Raw genomic sequence first — 19,850 nt, 5'->3', positions numbered from 1 at the left:
GTCCGGTCTCGGCACGCGATGGCGGTCCCCGCACGGAGTCTGACGTGAATCCGCGCAGTTTGCGAACGTTGCGTTCAGCGCGGTTTCAATCGTGGCCCTCGCCGGTGGGTGCCGACGACACTGTCGGCCGACAAGTTCGTAGGAAAGGACCATTGATGACCGCAACCGTGCCCGCAGGCACCACCTCCGCCGGTACCACCGACGAGCGGCTCGACGAGATCTTCGCCCCGATCTTCGCGCGTATCGCCGAGGGCGCGGTGGCGCGCGAGGAGGACCGCCGTCTCGCATACGACGAGGTGTCGTGGCTGCGCGAGGCGAGGTTCGGCGCGCTGCGCGTCCCCGTGGAGTACGGCGGCTACGGTGCGACCGTTCGCCAGCTGTTCCGTCTGCTCATCGACCTGGCCACCGCCGAGTCGAACCTGCCGCAGGCCCTGCGCGTGCACTGGTCGTTCGTCGAGGACCAGATCTCCGCCCTGCCCGCCCCCGAGGCGCAGGACTGGCTCCGCAAGATCGCCGAGGGCACGTTGGTGGGCAACGCGATCACCGAGCCGGGCGTCGGCGCGATCGACCGCTACCAGACCCGCGTCACCGCCGAGGGCGACGGCTATCGCCTCGACGGCACCAAGTACTACAGCACCGGCAGCCTGTACTCCGACCACATCCTCGTCGCCGCCGACAAGGACGGCGAGCGCGTGTCGGTGCTCGTCGACGCCACTGCCGAGGGGGTCACCCAGCGCGACGACTGGGACGGCTTCGGACAGCGCCTGACCGCCAGCGGCACCACCGAGTTCAACGGCGTCCAGGTCACCGAGGACCGCATCCTCGGCCCCGGCTACGGGACCGCCGGACGCACCTACGCCACCTCGTACCTGCAGCTCGTGCAGCTGTCGGTGCTCGCGGGCATCGCCCAGCGCGCCACCGACGACGTCTCCGAGTGGGTCCGGGAGCGCAAGCGCACGTTCACCCACTCGGCCGCCGACCTGCCGCGGCACGATCCGCTGGTGCAGCAGGTCATCGGCCGGCTCACCTCGGCCGCCTACACGGCGCGGACCCTCGTCCTCGACATCGCCGATCAGCTCGACCGCCTCGCCGAGACCGGCTGGCAGGACGAGCAACTGCTCGACAAGGTCGAGTTCGACGTCGCGCGCGCCCAGGCGACGCTGATCCCGCTCGTCCTCGACGCCACCACCCAGCTGTTCGAGGTCGGCGGGGCGTCGATCACCTCCGAGCGCCTGCGCCTCGACCGCCACTGGCGCAACGCCCGGGTGATCTCGGCGCACAACCCGCTCATCTTCAAGCTGCAGGCACTCGGCGACCACGTGCTCAACGGCACCGACCTGCCCTACGCCTGGAGCGCCGGCCAGAAGTAGGGGAGCGGCCGCCTGCAGGCGGTACGGCTAGGCTCGCCCCATGCAGCGCATGGCGGCGGCCGACGCCGCGTCGTACTGGATGTCCGAGCGCATCCCGAACGACCAGTTCCTCCTGTACTGCTTTGCGGCGCCGTCGATTCCGACGGAAGAGACCGCGCGGCGACTGGTCGCCCGTGCCGGCGGCGTCGAGGACCTCTGCCTTCGCGTCCACGACGTCCCGGCGGGCGCCGATCGCCCGTACTGGGTGAGGGCTGCACCCACCGAGGACCAGGTCCGCGTCGACACCACGACGCGGACCTGGTCGTCGTTGCTGGAGACGGTCGCCGGACTCGTCGGCGACCCGCTCGTGCCGACCGACGCCGCATGGCGACTCCACCTCTTCGGATCGGTGACCGGGGTGCCGACGGCCGGTGCCGACGAGGTGAACACCGTTGTGGTGCTGCAGATCTCACACGCGCTGGGCGACGGGCGCCGGGTGTCGCAGGCGGCGCGCGACCTGTTCGACGCCCCGCCGGTGCGGCGCGACGGCCGGCGGGATGACCCGGTGCCGGGCCCGATCCGCGACGCGGCGACCGTCGCGCTCGGCCTCGCGCGACTGCCCATTGAGTTCCTCGACACGATGCGCCGCGGAGTCGAGGCGGCCCGCCTCGCCGGACGGGCGACTCCGGGACCCGGATACCCGCTCACCCACCTGAACACCGACCCCGGGCCGAAACGGGCGTTACGGGTCCTGGTGCTCGACCGGCATCGTCTCACCGCCGCCGGACACCCGGTGACCACCGCGGTGCTGACGGCGATCTCGCGTGCGCTGCCCGAGTACCTCGGCGAACACGCCGTCCGGCTCGGCGTCGAACTCACCGTAGGGAGAACGGGAGAACCCGACGCGCGCAACCACTTCCGGAACGTCGGCATCGACCTGCACCTCGACGTCGACGACCTCGACGAACGCGCGCGTCTCATCCGCGAGGAGATCGTCGCGGCCCGGGACGCAGACACCGATCCCGCGCGTGTGGCCCAGCGCCGCGCGACGCAGGCCACCCCGGCGATCCTGGCCCGGTGGGGCGTCCGGGGATTCGACCTGCAGGCCAGGCCCGCGACGGTCACCGGCGTCACCGTGGTGTCGTCGGTTCACCGGGGCGCCGCCGACCTCGAGCTCGACGGCGGGAAGGTGCTGTTCACCACCGGGTTCCCCGCGCTCTCACCCGTACAGGGACTCACGCACGGGGTTCACGGCCTCGGTGACCGCGTCGCGGTGTCGGTGACCACGAGTCCCGACGTCATGCCCGACGTGGACCGCTACGTGGCGCTGCTGGACGGGGCGCTCGGGCGGGGACGCGAGTAACCGTTGGCGTCGGCCGGGGCCGGGTTCGGGGTGCCGTTGCCGCCGGAGTTCTTGGAGCCCCGGGTCAGCCGCTTCGGGAGCTTGTCCGCGAGTCCGCCGAGCGGCGCCACGGACTGGTTGAGCACGTCCACGGTCTCGGCGAGCTCGTGCACGGTGTCCTGGATGGTGAGCAGGTTGGGTGCGAGTTCGCTGATCGTCTCGGCGAGCTCGGCGATGCGGTCGAGGGGACCGCCCGGGGCGATCGCGCGCTCGATGGCGCCGCCCTCACCCAGGAGCTGATCGAGGATCCCCTCTTCCTCGGCCAGGCGGTCGAGGAAGCCGCCGGGCTGGGTGGCTCGTTCCAGGACGCCGTCGGGTGCGGTGAGCTTGTCGACGATGCCGCCCTCGGAGGTGAGGCGTTCGAGGATGCCCTCGTTCTCGGTGAACTGGTCGACGACGCCGCCCGGGCGGGTGAGGCGGTCGAGCGGGCCGTCCTCGGCGGTCAGACGCATGAGGATGCCGCGTTCGTCGGCCATCTGGTCGAGGAGGCCGCCCTTTGCGGTGAGCTTCTCCAAGGGGCCGTCGGGCGCGGTGAGCCGGTCGATGACGCCGCCCGGCGTCAAGAGGCGGTCGAGTGGACCGCCGGTGGCGAGAATCCGCCCGAACGGGCGGTCGGGACCGAGCAGGTCCGACAACTGGCCCAACAGCGCCAGCGGCGTGCGTGCCGTGCCGACGCTGTCGTCGTCGAGGCCCATGGCCTGGGCGATCTCGTGCTGGACGCTGCCCGCGGTGGCGCGCGCGATGGTGACCGCGGATTCCGCCGCGGCCAGTACGACCCCCGTGACTGCGAATCCGACCCGGAACGGCATCTCCACGAGCGCACGTCCCGGGTCGGTCCCGCGGGAAGCTCCTCGTTCGGGAACTGACTCCATTAACCCGACACTAGGCCACCGCGACTTGATTCGGCACCAGGCTCGGTGATTCGTGCGGGACTGCGTCGCGATCAGGCCGGGTGGGCCCGGGACGCGGTCAGCCCTTGGCGGCCTTCGCGGCGGCCTTGGCGGCCTTCTTGAAGTCGCGGACCTTCTGCAGGGAATCGGGGTCGACGACGTCGGCGACCGACCGGAACCCCTCCTTGCCGTAGTCGCCCGCGGCCTTCTCCCACCCGTCGGGGGCCACCCCGAGCTGCTTGGCGACGAGCGCGATGAAGATCTTCGCCTTCTGCTCGCCGAAGCCGGGCAGTGCGCGCAGCCGCTTCATCAGGTCGGCCCCGCTGGTCGCCTCGGTCCAGATGCGGGAGGCGTCGCCGCCGTACTCCTCGGCCACCACCTTGGCGAGGTCCTGGATGCGGCCGGCCATCGACCGTCCGTAGCGGTGGATCGCCGGGGGAGTCGAGCACAGGTCGGCGAACGCCTCCGGATCGGCGTGGGCGATCTCGACCGGGTCCATCGTGCCGAAGCGGTCCTTGATCTTGGCCGGGCCGGCAAAGGCGCGCTCCATCGGGAACTGCTGATCGAGCAGCATCCCGACGAGGAGCGCGAACGAGTCGGTCGAGAGGAGCTCGTCGGCCGCGGGGTCCTGGGCGATCTGGATCTTCGGCATGGGTCCGATTCTGGCAGACGCGGCCGATGCGCCGCTCTAGACTGCCCTCATGGTCAGCGGGGAGAACATGTCGGGGCGGAAGGTCTCACGCACGGTGTCGCGGGTGGTGATCGGGGTCGTCACCGGCCTGGTCGCGACGCTGCTCGGCATGGTGGGGCAAGGGGTCGCGGGGCAGGGGAGCGCCACGGCGATCCCCGCGAACGCCGAGGCGAACTATGTGACCACTCTGAACTGCACCTCGACCAACCCGTGGCCCGCCGGTCCGGTGAAGGTGCGCGTCGACGTGTTCAACAACATCCGCTTCCCGGCCGACGGCCTGCCCGGCCCGGTCATCGCCCTCATCGGCTCGGATCGGGCGAAACCGGTTGCGCTGGAGTACACCTACGACGTCACGGTGCGCTGGAAGAACCTGCGGACCGGCAGGACCGGCAAGGTCTTCGTCCCCGGCCGCGGATTCACCGTCAAGTGGCAGGTCGACATCCATCCCGGTCACGGCCCGGTCGCGTTCACCATCCACCAGAAGCTCGGCGCCCTCGCGTTCAACCCGATGGTCAACCCGCAGTACTCGTCGTGCAGCGGCCGGGCCACCGCCTGAGCGCAGACCATCGTCGACCGACGCGTTTGCTCGACGGGCGGTCAGCTGTGGCGTGACCGCTCGGCGAGCCCGCCGATCAGCAGGTACTGAGCGGTGAAATAGCTCGCCAGGACCCAGGCCTCGCCCGCGATTCGCAATCGGCGGTCGGTTACCAGGTGTCGGCGGTTGATGATCGCCAGGTCCGACAGCAGGAACGCGAGCCCGCCGATGCGCAGCCGCGGCTGGGGGTCGGGCATGGCGCTCGCCATCGCCGACATCGTCGCCAGGGTGTTGCCGTAGGTCCCGAGAACCGGGAGAAGCGCCGGACGGTGACGTGCGAGGACCGCCGCCGACTCGGCGAGCAGCCCGACGCGGGGAAGCAGTTGCCTCGCCGACGGCCGGGCGCCCGCCCGCCACATCGTGGCGATGTAGCAGAGTTGGGCGCCGGCGAACAGGCTCGCCCCGCGTTGCAGCCACCGGTCCTTGGCCGCCGGTTCGGTCTCGAACTCCTCGAGGAACATCGCCACGTCACCGGCCATCGAGAAGGCGAGTGCCCCGGCCAGGCCCGCGTTGTCGGCGCCACCGCGCCCGCGTGCCCCGGCTGCCGTCTCGGCCGCCAGGAGCAGCATCGGCAGCGGCTTGGTCAGGCCCGCGGCCTTCCGGTGCCCGAGGGCGCCGGAGACCGTGGCTGCGGCCACCGTCGCCGCGAAGGCGAGATCGCGGGTGCGCCGGCTCGGCAGTCGGAGGCCCATGACGCCTACTTGAGGACCTTGGCGATGAAACCGCGGATGTCGTCGTCCGACAGCTTCTTCGACTGTGCCGCGTCGAGCACCAGGTAGGTGCGCGGGGTGGCCTTGCGGTCGGCGCGGGCCTCGTTCAGGTACTTGAGCGTGAGCGGCACGACCACCGAGGTGTCCTGCAGCGACTGGGTCATCATGACCGGGGCCGCGAAGCCGCGGGAGGGCAGTTCGGTCGCCTTCGTGAGCAGATTGGTCAGCTCGGTGTTCGACGACACCGGCTTGGCGAAGAGCGAGCCGATCTTGAGTCCGTCGACCTCCTTGCGGAACGAGGTGATGCACTCGTTGGCGGCCTTGGCCATCCAGCGCTTGCCGGTGTCGGTCAGCAGCGCATCGACGTCGAGGTTCGGGCGGGCGTTGCGGATCGCGCTCAGCGTGTACAGCGCGTCGGCGGCGATACCCGAGGGCATGGTCGCCGTCGACGGACCGACGTTGGCGAGCAGCGCGCCGAACTCGGCGGGGATCGACGTCGCGGCCGCCCCCTTGAAATCGAGGGCGTTGCGCTGCAGCTGCGGACCGAGTTTGGCCAGGGTGATGGCGGCGGCGGCACCCTGTCCCTCGCCGACGACGGCCCACGAGGTGGACAGCTTGTCGGAGACGTCGCGCGCCGCGCTGACCGCGTCGACGATGTTGCGCGCGGTCGCCTCGAGGTCGTAGTACTGCGGCGTGCCCGGGGTGCCGACCCCGGCGTAGTCGGTGCTGACCACGGCGTATCCCCGCGACAGCCACGTGCTCAGCTCGGTGGTGTCCTCCTTGGTGGGGCGTTCCGACGGGGCGCACTTGTCGGCGATGCCCCGCGACCCGTGGGCCCAGGCGACGATGGGCCAGCCGCCCGCGGGAGCCTGGCCGCGCGGCACCATCACGAGGGCCGAGGACAGGTGGGCCTTCCCGTCGGCGCCGGTGCTCCAATAGGTGTAGTCGTTGCCGCTCGCCGCGCCGGCGACCATCCGGGCGCGCGGCAGATCACGGTTGGCGAACACCGCTCCCGGCGTCTGACCGGGTCCTCTGGCGTCGACGGTGCCCGCGTTCTCGTCGGCCGGCGCGCCTGCCCCGGCGTCTCCGGACTCCGGTGCCGGGGTGGTCGTCGACGGCGAGGTCGTCAGTGGTTCGGCGACCGCCTCCGAGGTCAGGCCGAAGCCGGTCAGGCCCATCGTGAGGGCGGCGGCGAGGGCGACGGTGCGGGCGATGGGGGTGGTCCGTCTGGAGCCGTGCGTGATCATGTCTCGTTCAGTTCGTTCCGTGAGATGGGGTGGTGTCGTGGACGGGCGGGGAGGCGGTCACACCTCGACGATGCCGACCGCGGGCAGGAACCAGCAGTTTTGGGAGCCGTTCTGGGCGCTGCCGAAGACGGCCGACAGGACGGTGCCCTCTCCGGTCTTGACCGGGGCGAGGCGCACGCCGTTGAGCAGCGGGAGTGCGGCGGCGACGGGAGCCTGGTCGCTGACCGGCTTCAGATCGGCGAAGCCGCCCTGCAGGGTGCTCGTGTTGAACCAGGCGACCTGCATCTGACCGCTGGCGCCCGACTTGGCCGAGGCGGGGACGAAGGCGTAGGCGGTCTCGCCCTTCTCGACGAGGTTCAGCTTCTTCGGGACGTTCGCGATGGGGATCAGGTCGAGCAGCGGCTTGAGCTCGGCCGCCGGGTCGTTCGCCATCGGCCACGGGCCCGCGACGGCACCCGCCCCCGCGGTGACCAGGCCGAGCGGGTTGTCCGGGGTCGGTTCGGTGCAGAACGGCGCGACCGACGGCGTCAGCGCCTGGATGCCGAGCTTCTTCAGGATCGACATCGGATCGGTGTCGGCGACCTTCTGCGGGGACGCCGCGTTGTAGGGGAGCGCACCCGCGCGGCCGACGACGTCCTCCACGGACAGCTGGCCGGAGCTGCTCAGGATCGCCTGCGCGGCCTGCAGGGCCATCTGGTCCACGCCGGCGGCCTTCAGCATGCGGATACCGGCGGCGAGCTCGGTGTCGAACGGGATCGCGTACTGGCTGAGCATGTTCGGCTCCAGCAGCGGGAGCGACGGTGCTGCCGCAGTGGGAGAGGCGGTCGAGGTGACCGCGGCGGCGGCCACGGCGACCCCGGCGAGCCCCACACCGCAGCGTCGGAGTCCGCGTCGTCCGAAGAGCGGACGTGTGAACCGAGACCTGATGGACATGGCACTCCTTCGAACAGGCCGACACCCCGCCATCGTGTGGCGGGTGTGACAGGTGAGACTTGAGTTAAACAAGAGCATGGCCGAGCTCGACCGAGCAAGCCGCGAGTCCGACTCGTGACATCCGCGCGACCGGTGAGATACCGAACCGGGGCCGACCTGCGGATACGTGTCCGCGCGGGATGTGGTGCACATCACGCGGTCCTTTGGGGTCGGCGGGTCGGCGGGTCTCGCCGACCTGTGAAACGACGAAAACCCCGGCCGCAGCCGGGGTTTTCGTCCTCGAGAGTGTCTGGCGTCAGATGATCGCGAGACCGATCACCGGGACGATCGTGCAGGACACGACCTTGCCCTTGGTCTTGGTGGTCACGTTGCCGTGGATCGCCGAGATCACGCGTCCCTTGCCGGTCCGGGCGATGCCGGTGAAGGTGCCCGGCCCGTCCTGGGCGTTGATCCGCTCGTTCTTCTTGAGTGTCAGTTCGCCGGAACGGCCGGTGTCGACGTTGAGCCAGCTCACCACGAGGGGCTGCGCCTTGTTGTCGACGGCCGGGCCGGTGCCGAGTGCGGTGTAGACGTAGCCGCCCTCGCCGCGCTGCGGGCCGGGCCAGGGGGCCTCCTGCGGGCCGGCGGTCACGAGCGCGCGACCCAGCGAACCGCCGCCGGGGATGCACCCGAGGCCGAAGGTCGGGTAGAGGAACTCCTGGATCTTCGGGGCGTTGGGGCCCGTCGGGATCTCCGGATCGCCCTTCTTCTGCTCCGCGGCCAGCTGCTTGGCGGCCTGCCGGCGGCCGGGCTCGCCCAGGAAGTCGGCGACCGAACGCCAGATCTTGCTGACCTCGGCGGGCATCCCCGGGGTGTTGGCGAACTTCTCGGCCTGATTCAGCAGCTGCGCGTTGACCTTGCCGTCCGGACCGGGGGTGGCCACCGATCCGATGATCGCCGGGGCGAAGGCGCCCAGCGAATCCAGCACACGCTGGTCGACCTTGGGTGCGGGCTCGGCCTGGGCCACCGCGGGGAATACGAGGCCGGCCGCGGCGACGATGGCCGAAGCGCTGACCAGCATGCGGCGGGTCCGGTGCGGGCGGGAGGCGGTGGAACGCAACCTCGACGGCCGTGTGAATCGCACTGGGTGTGTCCTATCGGTCGTGGCGCCGGCCGGCTCGGGCCTCGGGCGCCTCGTGGTCGTATGGATCGTTCTCGTGGCTGTCCGGAGGGTGGACAGTTCATCGCGATCTTCCCACCCCGGACGTCCGGTCATTCTAAGCCCCCCGGTTCCTCTCGTGTCCAGGCAGTCAACGGCGATGCGACTGTGATGTGTGTGGTTATTGATGCAATTGTTACTGAAGTGACTCGCCGGACCGTCGAATCGTGTCGCATTTCGACACCTGGTTGGATATGGGGGACACCCATTCGCCGCCAGTCGACGAGGAGACCTGACGTGGAACAGCAACAGGGCACCGACGTGCCCGGTCGTCGGTGCGGCGGCCGGCGGGGCAACGTCCTCGGGAGGGCTGCGCGCAGGACGCTGGCACTGGCCGCGGGAGTGCTGATGGTCGCCGGTGCGGCGGTCGCGTGCGCCGACGAGTCGACGACGGGCGGAGAGGTCACCCTTCTGACCCACGACTCGTTCGAACTGCCCGAGTCCGTGATCGACGGATTCCGCCGGGAGACCGGTCTCACCCTCAAGATCGTCAAGTCCGGCGACGCCGGTCAGCTGGCGTCGACGGTTTCGCTGACCCCGGGCGCGCCGAAGGGCGACGTCGTCTTCGGCATCGACAACACCTTCGCCTCCCGCCCCATCGAGGCCGGGGCCCTGGAGGCCTATGCGCCCCCCGCGGCCGCGAACGGCGCCGCGGAGTATGCGGTGCCCGGCGCGACCGACCTGCTGACCGCGGTCGACCGCGGAGACGTGTGCCTCAACATCGACGACGCCTGGTACGAATCGCGCGGGATCACCCCGCCGCAGAGCTTCCGCGATCTCGCCCGGCCCGAGTACGCCGCGCATACCGTGCTGACCGACCCCGCCACGTCGTCTCCGGGCACCGCGTTCCTGCTCACCACGGTGGGCGCGCTCGGCGACGGCTGGCAGGACTACTGGAAGCGGGTGGTCGACGGCGGCGCGGAGATCGTCTCCGGCTGGGAGGTCGCCTACAACCAGGTCTTCAGCGCGGGCGAGGGCAAGGGCGACCGTCCGATCGTGCTGTCCTACGCATCGTCGCCGGCGGCCACCCCGAACACCAGCGCGCTTCTCGACAGCTGCTTCCCGCAGGTCGAGTACGTCGGAATCCTCAAGGGCACGCGCAACTCCAGCGGCGCGCGCCAGCTCGTCGACTACATGCTGAGCCCCGAGGTCCAGGCGGCGTTGCCGGAGTCGATGTACGTCTACCCGGTGCAGCGCGACGTTCCGCTGCCCGAGGGCTGGCCGGCGCGCGCCGAGGTCCCGGAGTGGATCTCCTCGCTGCCGCCCGCCACGATCGCGGACAACCGCGAGAAGTGGCTCGACCAGTGGCGTGCCGTCGTCGGCAGGTGATGCCCCGGTGACCCGGGCGACGAACACGGGCCCGGGCGCGACGGCCCGGGGGGACAACTGGGGTCCGGCGCGGCGCGGCGGGACCCTGGCGGGGCGGATCGCCGTCCGACTCGTCCCGGCGCTGTTCATCACGATCCTGTTCGCGTGGCCGCTGATCGCACTGATCCGTCGCGCCTACCGCATCGCGTCGGAGTCGGGGGCGCGGCTCGAGGACCTCCTCGCCCGCACCGACGCGTGGTCCCTGCTCGGGATCACCGTAGGGCAGGCCGCGGCCTCCATGGTTCTCGCGCTCCTCGCGGCCGCGCCCATCGCCTGGCTCTACGCCCACATCGGCGGACGGGTCGCGGTGATCCTCGCGGTCGTGGTGACCGTCCCGTTCGTCCTGCCGACGGTGGTCGTCGGCGTCGCCTTCCGCTCCCTGCTGACCGGTCCGCTGTCCTTCCTGCACATCGAGTCGGGGCTCGGCGCGGTGCTCGCCGCCCACGTGTTCCTCAACGTCGCCGTCGTGGTCCGGGTCGTCGGCGCGGCGTGGCGCAACCTCGACCCGAGGCTTCTGGAGGCGGCGCGCACCCTCGGCGCGGGACGCGTGAAGGCGACGATGACCGTCGTCGTGCCCCGGCTGCTGCCCGCGATCGCCGGCGCCGCGACCCTGATCTTCCTGTTCTGCTCCACCAGCTTCGGCGTCGTCCTCATCCTCGGCGCCGGGGAGCTGCGCACCCTGGAGACCGAGATCTACACCCAGGCCATCGGCTACTTCCGGCTCCCCGAGGCGGTGGTCCTGTCGATGCTACAGATCGTGGTGGTGTTCGCCGCGCTCCTGCTCACCCGCGTCTTCTCCGACCCCGCGGGGGCGGGTTCGGCCGGCGGTGGCGGCCGTCGGGGCGCTGCGGCGGTCGTGGCCGGGTGGCCGGCGCGCCTCGCGATGGCAGCGGCGGCGACGTGGACCGTGGTCCTGCTCGTCGGGCCGGTCGTCGTCCTCATCGTGCGATCCCTGCGTCCGTCGGCCCGCGGCGACTGGACGCTCGCCGGCTACCGCGCGTTGGCCGAGCCGGTCAACGGCGTGACACCGCTGGAGAGTCTGCGGTACTCGCTGGTCTCCGCGGGCTCGGCGACGCTGATCGCCCTCGTCGTCGGGACCCTCGCTGCGGTGTCGCTGTTCCGGGCGCGGGGCGTCCTGGGTGCCATCGCCTCGACGATCTCGCTGATCCCACTCGGGATCAGCGCCGTGACACTGGGATTCGGCTACCTGATCGTGCTGGCCTCGATGCCGTACGCGATCGCCGCGTCCCCGGCGGTGATCCCGTGCGTGCAGGCGCTGATCGCGATCCCGCTCGTCATCCGGATCATGGTCCCGGCACTCGAGTCGGTGCCCGTCCGGTTGCGGCAGGCGGCCGCCACGCTGGGGGCGCCGCCGCTACGCGTGTTCACCACCGTCGACCTGCCGATCGTGGGTCGATCACTCGGCGCCGCAGCGGGTTTCGCATTCGTCATGGCACTCGGCGAGTTCGGTGCGACGAGCTTCCTCGCCCGGGCCGACACCACGACGCTGCCGGTGCTGATCGGGTCGGCGCTCAACCGGCCCGGCGCCGAGAACCTCGCGACGGCGATGGCCGCCTCGGTGGTCCTCGTGGCCGCGACGACCCTCGCCGTCCTCCTCGTCGAGGCGTTGCGCCCGCGAACGGAGGTGCCGCTGCTGTGACCGGACCGGACCGGAACCCGGGCGTCGGTGGCCCCGACGGCCAGGGTGTGCTCGAGATCGACGACCTCACCATCGCCTACGGCGACCACACCGTGATCGACGGCCTCTCGTGGCGGACCGGGGGAGCGGGGGCGCTGATCACCGCGGTGCTCGGCCCGTCGGGATGCGGCAAGTCGACGCTGATCCGCGCGGTCGCGGGCCTCGAGCGCCCGGCCGCCGGCACGGTGCGCTTCGACGGCGAGGACCTCGCCGGGATCGAGGTGCACCGCCGCGACTTCGGCGTCGTCTTCCAGGACGGGCAGCTCTTCGGCGGCCGCAGCGTCGCGGCCAACATCGCCTACGGCCTCAAGATGCGTCGCTGGCCCCGGCGGCGCATCGCCGACCGCGTGTCGGAGCTCCTCGACGTCGTCGGCCTGCCCGGCTACGAGAAACGTTCGGTCGACACGCTCTCCGGCGGACAGGCGCAGCGCGTCGCGCTCGCCCGGGCACTTGCCCCGCATCCGCGGCTGCTGCTGCTCGACGAGCCGCTCGCAGCACTCGACCGTCGCCTGAGAGACGAACTGGCGGTGGAGATCTCGGAGATCGTGCGGGCGGCCGGGGTGCCGACGGTCGTCGTCACCCACGACCATGCGGAGGCGGCGACCATGGCCGACGTCATCGCCGTCATGCGCGACGGGGCGATGGTGCAGGTCGCGCAGCCGTCGACCCTGTGGACGCGGCCCGTCGACGAGTGGACCGCGCGTTTCCTCGGCGCGACGACCGTCGTCGACGCGACCCTGCGCGACGGCGTCGCCGAGACGGTGCTCGGCGACCTGCGCCTCGACCTCCCCGACGGGTCCCGCCGCCTGGGGTTGCGTCCGGAGTCGGTGGAGGTGGCCCGGACCCCCGACGCCGTCGACGTCCGCTCGCTCGCCACCGTGGTCCTCGCCACCGTGGTCCTCGTCGCCGAGCTGCCCTCCGGGCCGCGGGTGCGGATCGAGACGGTCGTCGGCGAGATCGACGCCATCGCAACCGAATCCGTCTCCATCGGGGATCGGGTGCGGCTGCGCCTCGTGCCCGATCGGGTTGCGGTCATCGGATGACGGCACGCCGATGACCGGGACCACGCGAGGCGACCTGCTCCTCCCACCGGGTCTGATGGTCATCGGGGCGACGTCGATGTACCTCGGCGCGGCGGTGGCCGTCGGATTGTTCGACGACCTCGCGCCCGCCGCGGTCGCCTGGCTCCGGATCGCCGGTGCCGCGGTGGTCCTGCTGTTGTGGATTCGGCCCCCGCGCGCCGCGTGGCGTCCCGGCCGCCTCCGGCTGGCCGCGTGCTTCGGCCTGATCACGGCCGGGATGAACATCAGCTTCTACGAGGCGCTCGCGCGATTGCCGATGGGCACGACGGTGGCGCTGGAGTTCCTGGGCCCGATCGCGGTGGCCGCGCTGGGGTCCCGGCGACCGCGTGACGTCGCGGCGCTGCTGCTCGCCGCCGTGGGCGTGGTTCTCATCGCCGACGTCCGGTGGCAGGGGACCGGCGCCGGGGTGCTGTTCGCGCTGGGGGCCGCGGCCTGCTGGGCCGGCTACATCGTCCTGGGCAAGCGAGTCGCCGCCCGGGGCGCCGGCATCGAGGACCTCGCGACCGGGTTCGCCGTCGCGACGCTCGTCACGTCGCCGCTGGCCTGGTGGGTCGTGCGGGCCGCGGCCGACGGGGTCGCGCTGCCGGCGCTCGTCGGACAGGGCCTCGTGCTGGGGGTCGCGTCGACGGCGGTGCCGTATCTGCTCGATCAGGTGGTGTTGCGTCGTGTGGGGCAGGCCAGGTTCGCGATCCTGCTCGCCCTGCTGCCGGTCACGGCCGCGGTCATCGGACTGGTGGTGCTGGCGCAGGTGCCGCGCCCCCCTCGAGGCCGTGGGGATCGCGGCGGTCGCGCTCGCGGTGGCGTTGAGGACCGTCGACGACGACATCCCGCCGGGCTGAGAGGCTCTTCCGCGAACACCCCGGGTCAGGCGGCGCGGGCCTTCTTCAGTGCCTTGTTCAGCTCTTTCTTCGACATCTCCGAGGTGTCGAGCTTGCGCATCCGGTGGATCACCACGGGGCAGCGCACACAGCGCTTGGAGCTCTTGCAGCACTTCTTCTTCGGCTTCAGCGAGCACACCTTGGCCGGGTCGACCTTGCCCATGGATCAGAGGTTAGCAGAACCTAACTACAGCGTTTTTCGGAGCTGTGATCGCGGTCTCAGGCCTCTAACCGATAGTCTGTGACGTTGAATCCCTAGGTGTTCTGCGCTCGACGCCGGTCAACGACGACCGTCGGGGAAGCAGACATGCCCGCGAACCGGGCGCCCGGCCGCGATGGCGGTCCCCAACTTACGAAAGAGAATCTGTGAGCACTGCCCCCTCCTTCCGGAACGTCGCGATCGTCGCGCACGTCGACCACGGAAAGACCACCCTCGTCGACGCGATGCTGCGCCAGTCCGGCGTCTTCGGCGAGCGTGCCGAGGTCGTCGACCGCGTGATGGACTCCGGTGACCTCGAACGTGAGAAGGGCATCACCATTCTCGCCAAGAACACCGCGGTGCACCACCGCCAGCCCGACGGCACCGAGATCGTCATCAACGTCATCGACACCCCCGGCCACGCCGACTTCGGCGGTGAGGTCGAGCGCGGCCTGTCCATGGTCGACGGCGTGGTCCTCCTCGTCGACGCCTCCGAGGGGCCGCTGCCGCAGACCCGCTTCGTGCTGCGCAAGGCCCTCGCCGCCTCCCTGCCGGTGATCGTCGTCGTCAACAAGACCGACCGCCCCGACGCCCGCATCCAGGAGGTCGTCGACGAGACGCAGGACCTGCTGCTGGACCTGGCCTCGGACCTCGACGACGAGGCCGCCCGCGCGGCCGAACTGGTTCTGGAGCTCCCGGTGCTCTACGCCTCGGGTCGCGCCGGCGTCTGCTCCACCGAGCAGCCCGAGAACGGCCAGATCCCCGACGCGGAGAACCTCGACGCCTTCTTCGACGTCCTGCTCGAGCACGTCCCCGCGCCCAAGGGCGACAAGGACGCACCCCTGCAGGCACACGTCACCAACCTCGACGCCTCGGCGTTCCTGGGCCGCCTGGCGCTCGTCCGCATCCACAACGGCACCCTGCGGAAGGGCCAGCAGGTGTCCTGGTGCCGCGAGGTCGACGGCGAGGCCGTCGTCGAGCGCGCCAAGGTCACCGAGCTGCTGCGCACCGTCGGCGTCGACCGTGAGCCCGCCGAGGAGGCCGTGGCCGGCGACATCGTCGCGGTCGCCGGTATGCCCGACATCATGATCGGCGACACCCTCGCCGACGTGGAGAACCCGCAGCCGCTGCCGCGGATCACCGTCGACGAGCCGGCGATCTCGGTCACGATCGGCACCAACTCGTCGCCGCTGGCCGGCCGCGTCTCCGGGCACAAGCTGACCGCCCGCATGGTCAAGTCCCGTCTGGACTCCGAGCTGATCGGCAACGTGTCGCTGCGCGTGCTCGACATCGGCCGCCCGGACGCCTGGGAGGTCCAGGGCCGCGGCGAGCTGGCGCTGGCCATCCTCGTGGAGCAGATGCGCCGCGAGGGCTTCGAGCTGACCGTGGGCAAGCCGCAGGTCGTCACCAAGAAGGTCGACGGCAAGCTCAAGGAGCCCTTCGAGCACCTGACCGTCGACGTGCCCGAGGAGTACCTCGGCGCGGTCACGCAACTGCTGGCCGCCCGCAAGGGCCGGATGGAGAAGATGTCCAACCACGGCACCGGCTGGGTGCGGATGGAGTTCATCGTTCCCTCGCGCGGCCTGATCGGATTCCGCACCGACTTCCTGACCGAGACCCGCGGCACCGGCATCGCCAACGCCGTCTTCTCCGGTTACGACGACTGGGCCGGCGAGATCCGCGCCCGCCACAGCGGCTCGCTGGTGAGCGACCGCGCCGGCACCGTCACCCCGTACGCGATGATCCAGCTCGCCGACCGCGGCACCTTCTTCGTCAATCCGGGCGACGACACCTACGAGGGCCACGTCGTGGGCATCAATCCGCGTGCGGAGGACCTCGACATCAACGTCACCCGCGAGAAGAAGCTGACCAACATGCGCAGCTCCACCGGCGACGAGCTCGAGCGGCTGGCCAAGCCGATGGAACTCGATCTCGAGGGCGCGATGGAGTTCTGTGCCGCCGACGAGTGTGTCGAGGTCACCCCGGAGGTCATCCGGGTGCGTAAGGTTCACCTCGACTCCTCGACGCGCGCTCGTGAGCGCTCGCGGGCCAAGTCCCGGGACGCCGCGGTCAGCTGACCGCCACACCGGCCTTCCTGCCGTCCACTGCGGGGAGGCCGGGGCGACCGACCGACCGAGAAGCTCTTCCATGGGGGTATCCGAGTGAATCGCGCGAGACCACAGCGGGGTCGCGACGCCTCGAATCGGACCCGACGCCGTGTGCTCGGGTTGCTCTCGTGCGGCGCCGCGCTGCTCGTCGCCCTGACGGCGTGCACGGCGGATCCGCCGCCGCCGGTGCGCGACACCGGGCCGCCGCCCACCCCGAGCGAGTACCCGGTGGAGAAGACGATCTTCATCGCCACCGACTCGGTGGGGGCGGGGTTCAACCCGCATATCGCCTCCGACCTCAACCCGGTGACCACCGCGGTGGCGGCGATGACGCTGCCGAGCGCATTCGCGCCCGTGCAGACGCCCGCCGGGACCGTCTGGGAGCTGCAGAAGCACTTCGTGACCTCGGCCGAGGTCAGCTCGACCGAGCCGTTCACGGTCACCTACCGCATCCACACCGACGCGCAGTGGTCGGACGGGCTGCCGGTGACCGGCGACGACTTCAGCTACCTGTGGCAGCAGATGTCGCGACAGCCCAACGTCGTCGCGCCCGCCGGCTATCGGCTCATCGACTCGGTGCAGTCGCGTGAGGGCGGCAAGGTCGTCGAGGTGAAGTTCGAGCGGCCCTACCCGGCGTGGCGTGAGCTGTTCACCAACCTGCTGCCGAGTCACGTCTTCAAGGGCGCCCCGGCCGGTTTCCAGACCGGTATGGACACGGGCAAGCCGGTGTCGGCCGGTCCGTATGCCATCGTCGGGATCGACAAGACCCGCGACGAGGTGCGGCTGGCCCGCAACGACCGCTACTGGGTCAGGCCGCCGCGTCTGGACCAGGTCGTGCTCCGCCGGGCCGGCAACAACGCCCAGATGCTCGACTCGGTGCGCTCGGGCGACTCGGCGATCGTCGCGCTCGGCGCGTCCCCGGCGACCCAGGCCGAACTCGCCGCCCTGCCCGGTCTCGAGACCCAGCGCAGCCTCACGTCGCGTTCGCTCGGCGTCACAGTCAACGCCCGTACCGACGCGATGCGGTCCCTGCCGTTGCGTCGCGCGGTCCTCGGGATGATCGACCCGCAGCTGACCCGGTTCGCCGGTGCGGGCGACTGGATCGTCGAACCGTACGCGAACACGGTGTTCGCTCCCTCGGATCCCGGCTACAAGCCCGTGACCAGGCTGCGCCCGAACCCGGAGCAGATCGACGCGATGCTGGCCGAGGCCGGGTACCGCCGCGCCGCTCCGGAGTCACCGACCCCGGTGCCGTCGGAAGCGTCCGGGTCCGGGGCATCCGAGTCCGGCTCGCCGGCGTCGTCCGAGCAGTCCGGGTCGACGGCCCCCGGGCAATCGGGTTCGTCGTCGACGCCGGCCCCCGCGCCGGGCGAGGCGCAGGTGCCCGAGCTGCCGGAGGGCATCGCGCCCCTGCAGAAGGACGGCCGGGACCTGATCGTGCGGGTGGGCGCGGTCGCGGGCGACCCGCGTGCCACCTCGGCGGCGGCGAGCATCGTCGACCAGCTGCGCAACGCGGGAGTGCGGTCGCAGGTCGTCACCCTGCCCAACAGCGAGCTCTACGGATCGGCCCTCACCAAGGGTCGGGTGGACCTCGTCGTCGGCTGGACCGGCCTCGGTGTGCCGCCCGCGGCGTCGCTGGCCTCGCAGGTGGACTGCGATCAGCCGAAGGCGAGTACCGAACCGTCGCCGATCACCCCGCCGACCCCGACCAGTCTCGCGCCGAGCGGCGGAGATGCCGGCGACAGCTATGCCAGCAACATCTCGGGCCTGTGTGACCCGAGGTTGATCGATCTCGCGCGGACCGCGCTGAGCGAGGAGGACCCGATCGAGACCCTCGACGAGGCGGAGCCGCTGCTCGCCGCGCAGGCGATCTACATGCCGCTGTACCAGGACTCGATGGTCGTCGGCGTCACGCCGCTCGTGCGCGACGTCCCGCTGACCGGCCCGATCCAGGAGTCGATCTTCGGCACCGCCGTCGACTGGGAACTGTCGTGACCGACTCCGCCCCCGCCGCGACCGCGGCGCGTCGGCTGCTGCTCGTGCACGCCCATCCCGACGACGAGACGATCCAGACCGGCGGCACCATCGCCCGCTACCTCGCCGAAGGCGTCGACGTCCGCGTCGTCACCTTCACCCTCGGCGAGGAGGGGGAGGTCATCGGCGACGAGTACGCGCAACTCGTCGCCGACGGCGGCGCCGATCAGCTCGGCGGATACCGCATCGCCGAGCTGACCCGTGCGCTTGCCGCGCTCAGCCCCGAGGGCGGCCCCGTGCTGCGGCCGCGCTTCCTCGGCGGCGCGGGCCGGTGGCGGGACTCCGGCATGGCCGGATCGCCCTCGGCGGAGAACCCGCGCGCCCTGGTGCAGGCCCCGTTCGACGAGGTCGTCACGACGCTGCTCGACATCCTGCTCGACTTCGGGCCGCAGGTGATCGTCAGCTACGACGAGTCGGGCACCTACGGACATCCCGACCACAAGCTCGTGCACTCGGTCACCGCAGAGGCGGTCGCACGTGCCCGCGGGCTCGGCCGGGGTCCGGCGAAGCTGTACGAGTCGGTGACCGAACACAGCACGTTGGAGTCCGGGCTCGCCGCGGCGTCGGAGGTGCCCGAGGGCTGGCGGATGCCGCACCTCGGTGAGCTGCCGAGTTATCCCGACGACGCGATCACCACCGAGATCGACGTGCGCGGGTACTACGCGAACAAGGTCGCGGCCCTGCGGGCCCACGCCACCCAGGTGACCGTCGCGCCGTCGGGCACCGAGTACGCGTTGAGCAACAACATCCTGCAGCCGATCGCCGACCACGAGCACTTCATCCTCACCGACTACGATCCGCGGGAGACTCTCGGCGGGGCCCGGGAGACGGATCTGTTCACCGGGATCGAGTGAGGACGGCCGAGACGATGGCAGCCAAGAAGGGCCGGAGTCGGAAGAAGAACCGGGGTCGCGCGACGCCCGCCTCAATGGCCCCGGCGAACCGGGCCGCCGCCGCGTCGACAACCGCGGCCACCCGGGACCGCGATGCGCGGCCCTCGGTGTCGGAGCGGCTGCCGGCCCTCGACCCGGAACTGCGCGATCGCCTCCTGCTCGCCCTGCTGACGCTCGACGGCCTCGTCGTCGGCCTGCTCGGCGTGGCCTTCACCTACCAGCGGTTCGGCGGCGTCGCGATACCCGTTGGCCGCGCTCCTCGCCGGCCTCGCGAACGCGGCGCTGCTGTGGCTGGCCGCGGGCCACACGTCGTCCGGATGGCGGTGGGCTCCGCTGGGCGCGTGGGGTCTCGTCGTCCTCGTGGCCGGCGCCGTGCCGGGGCCGGGCGGCAACGTCGTGCTGTCGACATCGCCGAACTACCTGGTCCAGACACTGCTACTCCTGGTGCTCGGCGTCGCGCCGGCCGTCGTGCTCAGCCGCACCGGCCGGTTGCCCGACCCCGAGGCCTGAGTTCACGACAGTGAATCGCCTGCGGCACAAGAGACGCGCGACACAAGGCGGTCCGGGCCGGACG

At 71.2% G+C, this 19,850-nt stretch carries 16 protein-coding genes and 1 pseudogene; 11 read left to right on the top strand and 6 right to left on the bottom strand.

Annotated elements, in window-relative coordinates; all coding sequences use genetic code 11:
* Positions 1-155 precede the first annotated feature (155 nt).
* Together E1P53_RS01625 and E1P53_RS01620 are read left to right on the top strand one after the other, a co-directional pair.
* Entirely contained in the window at positions 156-1,370 is a 1,215-nt protein-coding gene (locus tag E1P53_RS01625; protein ID WP_131733263.1) for an acyl-CoA dehydrogenase family protein, read from the top strand.
* Positions 1,371-1,410: 40 nt separating this feature from the next.
* Complete coding sequence (locus E1P53_RS01620; RefSeq protein ID WP_131733262.1) at positions 1,411-2,712, top strand: WS/DGAT domain-containing protein; 1,302 nt, start codon at positions 1,411-1,413, stop codon at positions 2,710-2,712.
* Here E1P53_RS01620 and E1P53_RS01615 read toward each other — a convergent pair.
* Positions 2,667-3,623, bottom strand: a complete 957-nt coding sequence (locus tag E1P53_RS01615) for a hypothetical protein (RefSeq protein WP_131733261.1) — start codon at positions 3,621-3,623, stop codon at positions 2,667-2,669. The genes E1P53_RS01620 and E1P53_RS01615 overlap by 46 nt on opposite strands.
* A 97-nt stretch (positions 3,624-3,720) precedes the next feature.
* Complete coding sequence (locus E1P53_RS01610; protein ID WP_131733260.1) at positions 3,721-4,293, bottom strand: HhH-GPD-type base excision DNA repair protein; 573 nt, start codon at positions 4,291-4,293, stop codon at positions 3,721-3,723.
* A gap of 148 nt (positions 4,294-4,441) precedes the next feature.
* Between E1P53_RS01610 and E1P53_RS01605 the strand changes: the two genes are divergently transcribed.
* Positions 4,442-4,888 (top strand): hypothetical protein, encoded by a 447-nt coding sequence (locus E1P53_RS01605; RefSeq protein ID WP_131733328.1) that lies wholly within the window; start codon positions 4,442-4,444, stop codon positions 4,886-4,888.
* 41 nt (positions 4,889-4,929) lie between these two features.
* Here E1P53_RS01605 and E1P53_RS01600 read toward each other — a convergent pair whose 3' ends face one another.
* The 4 genes from E1P53_RS01600 to E1P53_RS01585 form a co-directional block, all read right to left on the bottom strand.
* Positions 4,930-5,619, bottom strand: a complete 690-nt coding sequence (locus tag E1P53_RS01600; protein WP_131733259.1) for a lysoplasmalogenase — start codon at positions 5,617-5,619, stop codon at positions 4,930-4,932.
* Positions 5,620-5,624: 5 nt separating this feature from the next.
* Complete coding sequence (locus tag E1P53_RS01595) at positions 5,625-6,884, bottom strand: alpha/beta hydrolase family protein (RefSeq protein ID WP_131733258.1); 1,260 nt, start codon at positions 6,882-6,884, stop codon at positions 5,625-5,627.
* Between the two features lie 57 nt (positions 6,885-6,941).
* Positions 6,942-7,817 (bottom strand): hypothetical protein, encoded by an 876-nt coding sequence (locus E1P53_RS01590; protein WP_131733257.1) that lies wholly within the window; start codon positions 7,815-7,817, stop codon positions 6,942-6,944.
* Positions 7,818-8,112: 295 nt separating this feature from the next.
* On the bottom strand, positions 8,113-8,940 hold the full coding sequence (locus E1P53_RS01585) for an Rv1157c family protein (RefSeq protein ID WP_131733256.1): 828 nt from the start codon (positions 8,938-8,940) through the stop codon (positions 8,113-8,115).
* Positions 8,941-9,252: 312 nt separating this feature from the next.
* On the opposite strand from E1P53_RS01585, the gene E1P53_RS01580 reads away from it, so the two are divergent.
* From E1P53_RS01580 to E1P53_RS01545, 8 genes and pseudogenes are all read left to right on the top strand, one after another.
* Entirely contained in the window at positions 9,253-10,344 is a 1,092-nt protein-coding gene (locus E1P53_RS01580) for a thiamine ABC transporter substrate-binding protein (RefSeq protein WP_131733255.1), read from the top strand.
* Positions 10,345-10,351: 7 nt separating this feature from the next.
* Positions 10,352-12,043 (top strand): ABC transporter permease, encoded by a 1,692-nt coding sequence (locus E1P53_RS01575; protein WP_131733254.1) that lies wholly within the window; start codon positions 10,352-10,354, stop codon positions 12,041-12,043.
* Positions 12,040-13,125: an ABC transporter ATP-binding protein gene (locus E1P53_RS01570; protein ID WP_244941088.1), complete on the top strand. Its 1,086-nt coding sequence runs from the start codon at positions 12,040-12,042 to the stop codon at positions 13,123-13,125. The genes E1P53_RS01575 and E1P53_RS01570 overlap by 4 nt, the downstream gene beginning before the upstream one ends.
* 10 nt (positions 13,126-13,135) lie before the next feature.
* A pseudogene (locus E1P53_RS01565) lies at positions 13,136-14,003 on the top strand (EamA family transporter).
* A 405-nt stretch (positions 14,004-14,408) separates the two neighbouring features.
* A complete protein-coding gene (gene typA / locus E1P53_RS01560) occupies positions 14,409-16,319 on the top strand; it encodes a translational GTPase TypA (RefSeq protein ID WP_131733253.1) in 1,911 nt (636 codons plus the stop codon).
* A 141-nt stretch (positions 16,320-16,460) separates the two neighbouring features.
* Positions 16,461-18,344: an ABC transporter family substrate-binding protein gene (locus E1P53_RS01555; protein WP_230823209.1), complete on the top strand. Its 1,884-nt coding sequence runs from the start codon at positions 16,461-16,463 to the stop codon at positions 18,342-18,344.
* Positions 18,341-19,237, top strand: coding sequence for an N-acetyl-1-D-myo-inositol-2-amino-2-deoxy-alpha-D-glucopyranoside deacetylase (gene mshB, locus E1P53_RS01550; RefSeq protein WP_131733251.1), 897 nt, complete (start codon positions 18,341-18,343; stop codon positions 19,235-19,237). Before E1P53_RS01555 ends, mshB begins: the two co-directional genes overlap by 4 nt.
* 285 nt (positions 19,238-19,522) lie before the next feature.
* A complete protein-coding gene (locus E1P53_RS01545; RefSeq protein ID WP_371830982.1) occupies positions 19,523-19,786 on the top strand; it encodes a hypothetical protein in 264 nt (87 codons plus the stop codon).
* Positions 19,787-19,850: the final 64 nt, after the last annotated feature.

It is taken from the genome of Gordonia paraffinivorans (assembly GCF_900683595.1).
Lineage (GTDB): Bacteria > Actinomycetota > Actinomycetes > Mycobacteriales > Mycobacteriaceae > Gordonia > Gordonia paraffinivorans.
Note: the sequence above shows the minus strand (reverse complement) of the source record. Positions and strands in the feature narration are given on the sequence as shown.